Here is an 11,980-nt window from a genome sequence, read left to right on the forward strand (position 1 = left end):
AGATCACTGACCTCACTTGAATTGTCGTTCGAAGATGCGTGTCAAAGCCCTTCCAGATCCAGGACCAACTCATGGGCGCGGGGTGCGCCGAATTTGTGTTCCGCATCCCGCTGCCGGGTTTCTTCGATCCTTGTGAGCATATCCATGGTCAACGGACCGGAGACCGACCAGTCCAGATCGGTCGTCAATTCGAGTCGATCACCCGGCTTGAGCCGCATCGGGACGGCCGTCCGGATCGAGCCGCGCCAGTCCTTCCAGCTTGCGTCGCTGGCAAAGGCACCGAGACGGATCGGTATCAGCGAGTCGATCAAGGGCAGTTCACGGCCGTTAAGCTTCAGATGATAACCAGCCATCATATCGGTCGGGCCGGCGTTTCCGGTCCGGACGCTCAGGGTGATCCAGTAGCGTCCGGAGGAGATGAACTCGAGCTTCCAGATGATCCGATCGTTGCGGTGAAACGCGATTGATGAACTGCTCTCCTGGCGTTTCCCGTCTTTCAGATAGGCTGCCGAGGCGGGAGAGATCGCGGTTCGCATGGTGTCGCTGATCGCGGTGATTCCCGCGACGACCATGTCGCCGCGCAAGGTCAGTCGTTTCACCGGCTTGTCCGGGTCCGGCGAGGACCAGACAAGCAGGTGCATCGAGGCCTTCCTATCGCCGCTTTGCCAGACGGGCTCGCCTCCCTCGGCCGGAGTCACCGGAACGGCGATTCGACTGCCGTCGGTGAATTCGAGGGTGAATTGGCCCGTCGGCCGGTCGGGTGCGCCGGGCGCGAAGAGAAACGCGATCCTCTGGACTAGAGTCGCTTTCAGATCGATGGCCTTCGGGTTCCGATCGTCGCACGAGACGGCGGTGAGGAAGAAGGGGATACCGCCGAATTCCTTACGGTCAACGATCGGCGTGCCGATCTGGCTGGTCCTGGGATCGGCGGCGGTGGTCAGCAGTTCCTTCAGCGGATCGGTGACGCTCGCCGGCGTGTCCTTGCCGAGTGAGGAGAGGTCGATCGGCCGGTGGAATTCGGCCGGTGTGTACGCCTGGCGGGTGTTGAGGGCGACGTTGAGGTGGGTCATCAGCGGGCTGAGGATTTGGCGGTTGTTCTGCCAGTTGATCTGGTCGATCAGAATGCGGCCTTTACCTTTGTCGATGAGGACCAGACCGGCCGGAACGGTCAGCCGCCGCCCGCCGGCTTGGGCGAATCCTTCGACCACGTAATCGGCGATCCCGCTCCAGGTCAGTTCCCGCTGGCCGATCCCGTCCAGCAGCGCCGGTGTGCCGGCCCGGATCAACTGGTCGGGTGGGATGGTCGCGAAGCCTTCCTCCGTCCCGGCCCCGTCGGTTTTCTTCATTTCGATCGCTCCGACCAGAGGCTGGTAGTCGGGCAGCGTTTCGGGAGTCAGGCGATGGAGCCAGACGGTTCCTCCGGACTCCGCAAAGCTCTTGAGTCGGCCCACGGTCGCCGCATTGAGCTTGCCGCTCGCATCCACCAGGACCACACCGGCCTGCCGGCCTTCATCGAGCACCTCGATCGTCGCTCCCAGTCCCTTGAACATGGCGGCCGTTTTCGGATCCATGTTGTCGAGGACGTACAACGGCTGCAGATCGGGAAGCGGAGTGTCGGCGTAGCTCAAGACGTTTTGGACCAGGTGGCGGACCGCCGGTTCATCCAGGTTTTCCGCGACGGCTAACTGGCAGAGAATGTAGCTCCCGCGTCCGCGCCGGACTTCCGCCATCGGCGCGTACTCCAAGCCGCCCGTCGATCCGCTTTCGACCAGGACGATGGAATTGGCCATGTCGGGCTTCAGGAAGGCGCCGCTGCGGACGACCCAGTTCTCCAGCCCCCATCCGGCGAAGTCGCAATCCCGCATGCCGCGCAGGACCGGGTGGTTGGCCGCTCGAACAAACGCGAACGTATGCTCATATCCTTCGTCCAGGGGCAAATTGGCGGGCAGGAATTTGCTCTGTGGCCCTTGCGCCATGACGAACACCTTGCCGCCCTGTTCCACGTAACGATCCAGGGCGTTGCGATCGTCCCGGCTCAGGGCGGCTCCGGCGTCCGGTGCGACGATCAGCATGGCAGCCGATGGGTCAAACGCTTTGGCGTTGCCGATTGCTGTGACGCCCTCGATCCGGCCCAGTTCATCGGCCCGATGGTCCGGGTCCAGCAGAAGAGTCCCCGCCTTGGCGACCAGCGGCCGGTCGGGAAAGACGGTGGCTGCGTGGCGACGGTTGAAAAGCGTCTTGCCGCCTTCGTCGATCACCTCCAGGACCAATTCCGCCGGCGTCGCCGCATCGACCGAAGGGGCGCCGACTTTGACGGTGACCAGCGGCCGTTCGCCTCCAACCAGATTCAGCTTCATCGCGGCAATCTGGGGCTCGTTCCCCTCCACGTCCAGGTAGACCCGAACGGTGACGTTGCGATCCGCGAAAACGTCGTAGAGGACGTTCAGCGGGACGTCGCGGACGCTTCCTCCCGTAAACCCTCGCGGCAGATGCTTGGCGGTGACCAGAACCGCGGGCATCAGACCCCAAGTCTCCTCGCGGAAGAACCACGGGTTCATCCCGGCCACGCCGTGAAGCCGATAGGCGTCACAGAACATGGCAACGGTTTTTCGCATGTACGGGTTGTGGTTGTCCTGGCCGACGTTGTAGGCTTTGACGTCCGAACACACCGGCGGCATCAGGCCGCGGTCGCCGACGATCTGGACGTGCTGCCGGCCGACCATGCCCTCGGACATCATGAATTCGCCGAGGATCACCGGCTTGTCGCCCAGGTTGAAGAACGCATGGTTCGGCAGAGGCCACCGGGCGTCCCAGTCCTGCGGATAGTGCAGGCCGCGGGTATCGGCCGTCCCGGCCGCGTCATCGTCGGAATCGTAACACAACGGACGGGTCGGGTCCACCGCCTTGATGTCCCGACTCATATCCGGAAAATGCTCGGGAAAGAGGGCGGGGTAGATGCCGGAGATGTTGATATACGCCCATTCGTTTTCGGGGCTGTACATGATGACCGACGGGTGGTTGCGGTAGAGCGTCGCCAGGCCCTGAAGATGCGTCTTGACGTTTTGCCAGTACGTCTCGTTCTCCATGGCGAAATCTCTGACGTTGTTGTACAAACCTCCTTCGATCACCACCAACATGCCCATTTCGTCGGCGATGTCCACGCAGTACTCCGGCGGCGGCTCCATGTGGAATCGCAGCGAGTTGTATTCCTTGTTCAGCAGGTCGGAGAACAGGAGGCCCATTTTCTCCGGAACGACCGCGCCGCACCATCGAACGATTTCGCTGTATCGGCGAAGCCAGGCATCCTTCCCGTTTAGTTTCAGGACGGGTCCCTGGCACCAGATTTCCCGAAATCCGAATCGCAGGTCCGCCCGATCCGATACGGTTCCCGCGACGGCCAGTTCACTTCGCAGGCGATAGAGAAATGGATCGTGCGGCCACCAGAGATGCGGGTCCGCCCACGGCTCTTCGGCGTCCACCGTCTTCGTTTCGCCCGGCTGGATCACGACCTTCGACGGCTTGAGGGTCTTGGCGGGCCGGTCATCATCCATGACCGTCGTCCGCAGCTCGACTTCGACTGGAGAGGAAGAGCCGTTGGTGATCCACGTGGTCACCGCAATGCTCTTTTCCCGAACGCTGGTTCGGACGAACCGGTCCAAGATGAATACCTCGGGTCGCGCGTACAGGCGGACGTCGTAGCATCCCGTACCTTCGCTGACGGCGTATGGCTGAAGGGCCTGGCCCTTGCCGTCTTTCCCGTCCCGTTTCGCCCTCGAGACGCGGACCATGACCACGTTTTCGCCGTCGATTTTCACCGCATCCGTGACATCCATCTCGAACGGAACAAAGGAGTCGGCGCTTTCGCCAACGCTCCGGCCGTTGACGAACACGGTCGCGTTGAGGCCGATCGCCTCGAATCGCAAGGCCAGACGCGACCCCTGCATGGCCGGCGGAACGGAAAACGTCCTGGAGAACCAGAGATACCGGTCAAAAGCCATTCCGAAGGGCTGAGGAACGGTGATGTCCTTCCAGCCTTCCTTTTCGGCCGGCGGGTAGTCCGGTTTTTCCGTGGCCAGCGTCTTCCATGAACCGTTCAGACTCATTTCTTTCCGCAAACCGGAAACGCAGTCCAACTGCGGAAAGAACCGCATCTCCCGCTGCGTGCCCGTCGCGGGATCGGTGAAGGTCACAGTGAGCCGATGCCGCTTGGGCGACGTGACGGGAAAGGTGAAGACTTTTGTTTCGGCTTGGTCTTTGGCCAGTTCGAGGCGGCCCGAGAATTCTTCGAGCATCTTGCCGTAGTGATCCATCAAGACGCCCTGCATCTCCATCTGCACCGGCTGGCCCGTCCAGTTGCTAATCGTCAGACGGCACCCGCCGATGCCGCTATCCGGGTCGGTGGGAATGACTCCAACCCCTGCATGAAGTTGGTCGGCGTTGAACGGAAAGCTCGGGTTCCGGTCACGGGCTCGCCATGCCTTGATTTGATCCGCACATTCCGCGATCTCCGTGGGAGTCTGCGCCCGCCAGATCGCTTCTTCCGGCGTTTCTCCGGACGCCGGCGAACACCAGCCGCAAACCACAAACCATGCGGCCATAGCACAACCGAAAGTTCTAGCCATGGGAGACCTCACCAACAACCTCTTCTTCCGTTTACCTTCATCCGTCAACGCAGAAAAACAGGATCCCGAGTCACGCTTTGTCACCATAAGCTTCGTCCGAACGGCAGCGCCATCGGACCGGCCCAGTTCCACAGTCCATCTCTCGAATAGAGCGGCTGAATGCCCACGTCGTAGGATTGCCCGTGGCCATCCACGAAGAAGAAATTCGCCCTATGGTTGTGGCGATAGGCGGGAAACATGATGCCGTTGGAGCTGCTGGTATCGAAGACAAAGAAGGTGCGGACCTTGTTGATCATGTCCTCTTGATAGTAGGCCGGATCAGGTCCGGGAATGTCGGCGAACGTGGCGCACATGTCCGGCTGTTCCACCTGGTGAGTCCTGACGTATTCGTATCTGGACCACATCGGCGACCCGGCGTATCCCAGCCAGGCGTTGAGGCCGTAGTCGATGGACATATCCCAGTAGGTGTTGGCCGGTCTGCGAACCGTCGGGCACTTGAGCATCGGCAGGTGCAGATCCCACTGCGTGTAGTAGCCGTAGTGCTCGACGTACCACGAACCCCAGTCCATGACTCCGGGTGGATTCCAGGGGTACTGAACGAAATCCCGGTAGCGGTAGAAGTACTCGTTGGCCTCCTGGTTGTACTTGAGCATCTCCAGGCTCCAGAACCGAAGATTGGCCATGCACTGGATTCCTCTTGCGCTTTCCCGCGCGCTCTGCAGCGCGGGCAGCAGTATGGCGACCAGCACGGCGATGATGGCCACGACGACCAGGAGCTCGATGAGGGTGAATCCCGCCGACCTGTGGCCGGCTGCGCACCCCGAAGGAACGTATCGTCCGTGAGCCTTTGGTTTTGCGATCCTCATGGATCGTGTCTCCTTTCTTGGGACACCGACGGCGGGACCGCCGTCTCGCCGGGGATCAGCCGTCCAGGGATCGGTTCGATGCGGTCCGGCGCCGGATGACCAGCGATCATGTCCAGCAGGATTTCTACCGCTTTGGCGGCCATGAGGGTTTCGGGAATCTCGACTGAGGTCATCGGGTGCTCGTAGTAGGTGCTGAGTTCCCAGGCTGACGCGCTGTGAGCAACGGACAGGTCCGTCGGCACTCGGAGTCCCCTCCCCGCCGCGATAAACATGATGATGTCGCGGATGGTTCGGTCGTAGCAGACCACGGCCGTCACCGCCGGCTGCGGATCGAAGAGCCGCGTCGCGCTCGTCGTGACCGGAACCAATCGGTTGGTCAGAATCACGTTCGACTCGTCCAGTCCCGCTTCGCGAACGGCGGCGAGGAACCCCTCGTACCGGCCCGTGGCCGACAGGTGCCCCGAATCCGGCCCCACGTAGGCGATTCGTCGATGTCCCATGGCGACCAGGTGCCTGGTGAGCTCTCGTCCGCCGACCCGCTCATCCGGCACAACACATGGGAGATCCGGCTCGGGGTTTCGGTTGACCCAGACCAGCGGGACCCGCATCTCGGCCAGTCGCTGATCCACGTGGCGAGGCACAAACCCCGACCCCGCCACTCCGAGAATCCCATCCACCGCCAGTTCCGAGAAGAGACGGGGCGGCTCGATGAACTCGCCCGACGGGTCTTGCAGATGGAACGGCTCAACGACCAGCGAATAGTTCCGCTCCGCCAACTCATCGGCGGCTGTGGTCAGGTAGCTCAGGATGTTCGGGTGAGTGGTCGTTTCCTTGGGACCGAAGCGGGTGACCACACAGGCGATACGCAGGAAACGCCCCCTTCGGACGGCCCGGGCGGCGGCATTGGGCCGGAAGCCGAGACGCTTGGCGATCCGGCGGATCTCAGCCGCCCGCCGGGCCGAGCTTCGCCAGACTTCCTTGTTCTTGCCGTTCAGGACGCGAGAGACGGTATCAATCGATACTCCCGCCTCCTCGGCAATCTCACGCAGAGTCGCCATTGGCACTTAACCCTCTACATAGCAATTGCTTAGACTACTTCGTATCGATACGAGTTTCGTAACGTTCCGATATTAAGCATACCAACCGATTTCCGACCAGTCAATCCCCTTCCGGAGTGAAACAGCGAAGAAAACTCTCGCACGTCGCGGGCCCAGCGGCTAAGTTCGGATTGGCAGAACGGATAGGAGCAAGCGAGATTCAAGGAGAGCGACGTGGCGGAGAAGTTGGCGGACAGGCGGGTGCTGGTGACGGGCGGGGCGGCGGGGATCGGGCGGGCCACGGTGCTCGAATTGGCCGAGCGACAGGCGGTGATCGGTATTCACTACTGCCGGTCGGATGGTCCGGCACGAGAGCTCAAGGAGGAACTGTCCGGGCGGAAGATCAAGGCTGAGATATTCCAAGCCGATCTGACCAAGCCGGACGAGGCCGGCAAGCTGGTCAAAGAGTTCGCCGGCTGGGCGGGCGGGATCGATTGCCTGATCAACAATGCCGGTGACATCGTCGGCCGTAAGGTCATGGACGAGATGGACCGCGAGTTCTTCCGCTACGTGATGGAACTGAACGTCGACAGCGCCGCGATGGTGACGCGGGCCGCCCTCCCCTATCTTCGCCAATCGGCCAAACAGGGCGGGGCCAGCGTGGTTAACATGTCGTCCCTGGCGGGCCGGACCGGGGCGGGGCTGGGCTCGATCGCCTACTCCACGTCGAAGGGCGCGGTGATCACGATGACCCGCGGCATGGCCCGGGAGCTGGGGCCGGAGGGCATCCGGGTCAACGCGGTCGCGCCGGGGCTGGTCCTGGGCACCCACTTCCATAGCGCTCACACGCCCAAGCCGATGCAGGAGAAGATCATCGACGGCATTCCGCTTAAGCAGGCGGGCCGACCGGAGGACATCGCCCGGGCGATCGTGTTTCTGGCCAGCGAGTACGACGGCTTCATCAACGGGGCGATTCTGGACATCAACGGCGGCGCGTGGTAGGCCGGGCCGTCCTCGGCAAAAACGAAACGTGCCCGGAACATGGCGGCTCCGGGCACGATGGAATGTCTTGAACCGCAGGCCTACTGACCAGCGTCCGGCTCAACCGGTTCGACTGGACCGCCGGCGCCCGGGCCTCCCATCATTCCCTCAGCCGCCGCCGCGGCGGACTCGGCGAGCGGAACGATCTGCTGAATGACCTCCATAGGCACCACAAGCCGACCTTGGACCATGGTGTCGGTGACCGTCTTGGCGAAGGCGATCAGCGGCATCTCGCCCTGCGGGGCCGGAGCGGTCTCGGTGCCCGCCTGGCCGCCCATCATGACCATCATCTGCTGGAACCCGGCGATCATGTTGATGATCTTGCCCAGATCAAGATAGCCGACTGCGAGCTGCTTGTCGAAGAGCTGCTTGCGGGCCTGCTGGACCTTGGGCATCTGGGCCACGGCGGTCGAGCCGCTCTTGGCGGCTTCGATCAGCTGCTGTAAGGAGGCGTCATCGCCTCCAATGTCGAGCACCACGAGGTTGTCGGAGACCTTGGCGATGCGGGTGGCGATCTGCCCATTGGCGGCGCCGAAGGCCATGCCCAGGAACATGTTGATCTGCTGGGCCATCTGCGGGTCGGCGCCCGGCATGGCCATGAGCGAGTTGAGATCCATCACGTAACGATCGACCGGAACACCGCCGACGGTGGCCACGTTCTGCTCATAGCGTACGTTCGGCGTAATCATCTGACCGTCGGGCCCCGGGATCTTAGCCTGGGCCATCAGTCCGACCGCCTGCCGCATCTTTTCGATGTACTGGCCGGCGTCGGCAGTTTCGACGACCCAATCCACGCCCAGCATGCCCGTTCCCGGCGAAGGCATTTTCATTGAGACCATCGCGGCCACGCCCTTGGCCATCAGGAAACTGTCTTTGCTCAACTGGACGTACTGCTGGGCCAGTTCCGGCGGAAGGCCCATCGCGCCGCTCATTTCGAACATGGCGTTGTAGAACTTGATGAGCTTCGGTTCCCAGCGGTAACCCATCGCGAAGAAGAAGTCCTTGGCCGGCAGCCCCTTGAGTTCGGTGGTCTCGGTGGGTTTCTGCTCGGCGATCATGGCGGCGATTTCCGTGCCCGGTTTGAACCCCATCAGGTAGGTAACGGAGATGGTCTGCGGTTCGAGAGAGAAGCCCACCTCGTAGCTGGTCGCCTGGTCAAGCAGGTCGGCCAGGCCGGTGACCATTTTGCTCATCGCCTGCATGGCCTGGACCTGCGGGTTTTGCGGCATGCCCGCCTGGTCCATCGGCGGTTCGCCGCCCGGCCCCATTCCGCCCGGCATCCCCATCATGCCCGGCCCCATCATGGTGGCGAGCATCAGGTACGGCTTGATCATCTCGCTGATCGGCGGCAGATTAGCGCGGAAGTAAATGTCGCTTTTGTCCAGGAGCGAAGCGGAGTCCTTGCCGAGCACCGAGGCAAGGTCCTGCTTGCTCGTCAGGACCGACTTGACCAGTTCCTCGGTCGGAGCGGCCAGCAGATAGCCGCCCTTCCTGGCGAAGAACAGCTTTTTGAACTCGGGATTCTCGCCGGTCATGATGCCGGGTGTCTCGGTCGGCTTGGCCTGGACCATGTTGGAGACGGCTTGGTAATCCTTGATGGGCAGCAGTACCGCCAGCGGCTGATCGCCGAAGACCGTACGGTTCATGACCACGAGAATCGTCGGCTGATCGGCGGCGATCCCCGCCCCCATGCCGAGCCGCTTGACCCACTCAGATTCGATGTTCAGCGGCTCCTTGTTCAGAGCCTTGGCGTAGGCATCGACCTGGGTGCTGATCTTCGAAACGTCGTCAATGACCACAACCAACCAGGCGTCGGCAGGCACCAAGGAGAGCGGATTCGACAGGGCGGCCTCCGGCGCGGTCGGGGCAGCTTCCTGGGCAACGGCAACACCAGCCAATAGGATTGCTGAGGCCAGTACAACACTGAAGAAACGTCCATCAAGTTGCATTGACATTTATGAACTCCCTTTACTGAGTTTAGATGGATTTTCTGGAATTCCCACGCAGCCTGTACGGGTGAAGACTATACTGCCGCCCTACTATCCGGTCAAGGCGAATCTCACTATTCCTTATATTAAACGACATCATTCCATCAGGATCCTGGCTCACAACACATGATCTCCGATAGATACGACGAAGCGAGCGGGGGTTTATGCATTGCGATTTCTCGAAATTGCGATAAAATCCCACTCATTGACCTTTGCCGGATGGTTTTTCCCCAAGACTCATATGAATTACTTGGATCGGGAAAACGCATATGGTGCATAAATCGGGAAAGCGCATTACTTTCATCTTCTCGCCTGGCGCGCACGTCCAATACGCCTCGCTGATCGGCGATTTCAACGGCTGGGACATCAACTCGGACCCGATGAAGCCGTTACCGGACGGATCGTTTCAGAAGGTCAAGAACCTTGCTCCCGGCCGGTACGAGTACAAGTTCTACGCCGATGGCATATTCTGGAATGACGCCGAGGGCGAGGCCCAGACGCTCAATCCATTCGGCACGCTGAACTCAGTGGTGACCATCAACGGCCAGGCTTCCTAGCCATTCTCCTCCTCCGAACGCGGATTCTCTTTGTGAAAGTCCGATAATCCCGCCTTCGTTGCCCTGCCGCACTTTTCTCATAACCAATTGCCTATCAGAACTTTATGCCATTACATGATTGAGACATTTACCTAACAGTAACCCCTTGACAAACCTGCTCGAAACATTCGATAATACTCGTAGGAGTAGACAGTTATGGCTAGAGTGGTGCTAAACGAAGCCCGATACGACGTCATGGGGCCCCTCGTGCGGCAGTTGCGTTTCGCCCCACCGCAGGCCCTGTTGGAGCAGAGCTACCGGGCGGAGCGGCTTGCCCGTCTGGTCGACCCGACCAGGGAGTACCCAGCCGATTTCGTGTGCTTTAAGATCACCGAGTATCGCCCGAAGGGACTGCCGGCTCAGACGATGAAAGGCGAGGCACTGCTGGCGGATCTGGCCCGGTTCATCCGGGAGGTCAGCGAGCAGGCGATTGTCGGAGCCGATCAGCTTCCGGAAGAGGCGATGGCGGTCGATGCGCTGGCTGGGGAAACGGATGTCTCAGTCAAGACGCTGCAGCGGTGGTCGAGATTCGGCCTGGCCCAGCGGATGGTCAGCGGCGGCGATGGCCGGAAGGTCAGGGTGATCCTGCGAGGCACGTGGGAGTGGTTCATTGGGCGGCACGAGAAACTGGTGTCACGGGCGGCGGCGTTTTCGCGGCTGACCGTCGGTCAGCGTCGCCGGGTGGTTCACGAGGCGAGGCGGCTGTTTGTTGAGGAACGGCTGAGCCGGCACCAGATCGAGCGTCGTCTGGCCGAGCGGATGGGCCGGGCGCCCGAGACGATCCGGTACATCCTCAAGCGGCACGAGGCCACGGCGGAGCCCGACCAGAGGATATTTCCAGCCAGACGGCCCATCAGCCAGGACGACAGGGACCGGATCTGGCAGATGTTTTTGCGAGGCATTCCAGTCCAGCAGCTTGCCCACATCCACGGCCGCAGCGAATCGAGCGTCTACCGGATCGTCCACGAGGCAAGACAGGCCTACTGGTTTGGCCGGTCGATCGATTACATGTACAGTCCCGAGTTTGACGTACCGGGGGCGGGCGAGACGATCTTCGGAGCGGTTGAAGAGCAGATTGACACTCAGGAGCCCCACCGGCGGGGCGAGGTGCTATCGGCCCGTCAGGAACGATCGCTGTTTCGGGCCTACAACTTCAGCAAATGGCGTCAGTCGGAGGTAATCCGGCTGTATCAGGGACAGAAGGCGGTGCCGGCTGAGGTGCTGGACGAGTTGGACGACCTGGAGCGGCAGAGCCGGGCGCTGAACCGGCGGCTGGTGGTGGCCAACCAGGCCCTGGTGATCGACATCGCCCGACGTCACATCCAGAACGGGATCACCCTGGACGAGTTGGCGAGCGAAGGCATGATGCCGCTGTTGAAGGCGGTCGAGAAGTTCGACTACACCAGAGGGTACAAGTTCAGCACCTATGCGTCGTGGGCGATCATGAAGCACTTCGCCCGAGTGGTGCCGGAGGAGGGCCGGCAGATCAAGGGTCTGGTTTCGTATTCGGATGAGGGATTTGAAGGGCTGATGCCCGAGGCGGCGGAAGTGGATGAGGAGGCGGCTTTTCACCGCAGCCGCGCCGTGCAGCGGGCGCTCGACCAACTCGACGCTCGTGAGAAGAGCATTCTGACCAGCCGCTTCAGCCTGGATCGCAAGGGCGAGCCTATGAGTTTGGCTGAATTGGGCAAGACGCTGGGGGTCTCGAAGGAGCGGGTCCGCCAGATCGAGGCCAAGGCGATGGAGAAGATGCAGGTGCTGCTTGAGGGGGAAGCGGGCCGCGGTTTCGGAAGCGACAGGGCAAATCGTCAAGACGGTTGACCTCCGCGG

The 11,980-nt window shown here is 61.6% G+C and carries 7 protein-coding genes; 3 read left to right on the forward strand and 4 right to left on the reverse strand.

Going from position 1 to position 11,980, the window contains the following annotated elements:
- Positions 1-41: 41 nt before the first annotated feature.
- The 3 genes from GXY33_02035 to GXY33_02045 form a co-directional block, all read right to left on the reverse strand.
- Positions 42-4,622 carry a hypothetical protein gene (locus GXY33_02035; protein NLX03903.1) on the reverse strand — a complete coding sequence of 1,527 codons (4,581 nt, stop codon included), beginning with the start codon at positions 4,620-4,622 and terminating at the stop codon, positions 42-44.
- A gap of 80 nt (positions 4,623-4,702) precedes the next feature.
- A complete protein-coding gene (locus GXY33_02040) occupies positions 4,703-5,488 on the reverse strand; it encodes a prepilin-type N-terminal cleavage/methylation domain-containing protein (GenBank protein NLX03904.1) in 786 nt (261 codons plus the stop codon).
- Positions 5,485-6,546 carry a LacI family transcriptional regulator gene (locus GXY33_02045; protein ID NLX03905.1) on the reverse strand — a complete coding sequence of 354 codons (1,062 nt, stop codon included), beginning with the start codon at positions 6,544-6,546 and terminating at the stop codon, positions 5,485-5,487. Before GXY33_02045 ends, GXY33_02040 begins: the two co-directional genes overlap by 4 nt.
- Positions 6,547-6,759: 213 nt before the next feature.
- On the opposite strand from GXY33_02045, the gene GXY33_02050 reads away from it, so the two are divergent.
- Positions 6,760-7,527, forward strand: a complete 768-nt coding sequence (locus tag GXY33_02050; GenBank protein NLX03906.1) for an SDR family oxidoreductase — start codon at positions 6,760-6,762, stop codon at positions 7,525-7,527.
- A gap of 80 nt (positions 7,528-7,607) precedes the next feature.
- On the opposite strand, the gene GXY33_02055 is transcribed toward GXY33_02050, so the two are convergent.
- Positions 7,608-9,521: a hypothetical protein gene (locus tag GXY33_02055; protein ID NLX03907.1), complete on the reverse strand. Its 1,914-nt coding sequence runs from the start codon at positions 9,519-9,521 to the stop codon at positions 7,608-7,610.
- A gap of 302 nt (positions 9,522-9,823) precedes the next feature.
- Between GXY33_02055 and GXY33_02060 the strand changes: the two genes are divergently transcribed.
- Together GXY33_02060 and GXY33_02065 are read left to right on the forward strand one after the other, a co-directional pair.
- Positions 9,824-10,111, forward strand: coding sequence for a glycoside hydrolase (locus tag GXY33_02060; GenBank protein ID NLX03908.1), 288 nt, complete (start codon positions 9,824-9,826; stop codon positions 10,109-10,111).
- Positions 10,112-10,306: 195 nt separating this feature from the next.
- Positions 10,307-11,971 carry a sigma-70 family RNA polymerase sigma factor gene (locus GXY33_02065; protein ID NLX03909.1) on the forward strand — a complete coding sequence of 555 codons (1,665 nt, stop codon included), beginning with the start codon at positions 10,307-10,309 and terminating at the stop codon, positions 11,969-11,971.
- Positions 11,972-11,980 lie beyond the last annotated feature (9 nt).

Source organism: Phycisphaerae bacterium, assembly GCA_012729815.1.
Lineage (GTDB): Bacteria > Planctomycetota > Phycisphaerae > JAAYCJ01 > JAAYCJ01 > JAAYCJ01.

Coding starts and splice junctions, on each gene's coding strand:
- GXY33_02060 (NLX03908.1), top strand. CDS start 9,824: ATGGTGCATAAATCGGGAAAGCGCATTACTTTCATCTTCTCGCCTGGC.
- GXY33_02045 (NLX03905.1), bottom strand. CDS start 6,546: ATGGCGACTCTGCGTGAGATTGCCGAGGAGGCGGGAGTATCGATTGAT.
- GXY33_02040 (NLX03904.1), bottom strand. CDS start 5,488: ATGAGGATCGCAAAACCAAAGGCTCACGGACGATACGTTCCTTCGGGG.
- GXY33_02065 (NLX03909.1), top strand. CDS start 10,307: ATGGCTAGAGTGGTGCTAAACGAAGCCCGATACGACGTCATGGGGCCC.
- GXY33_02035 (NLX03903.1), bottom strand. CDS start 4,622: ATGGCTAGAACTTTCGGTTGTGCTATGGCCGCATGGTTTGTGGTTTGC.
- GXY33_02055 (NLX03907.1), bottom strand. CDS start 9,521: ATGTCAATGCAACTTGATGGACGTTTCTTCAGTGTTGTACTGGCCTCA.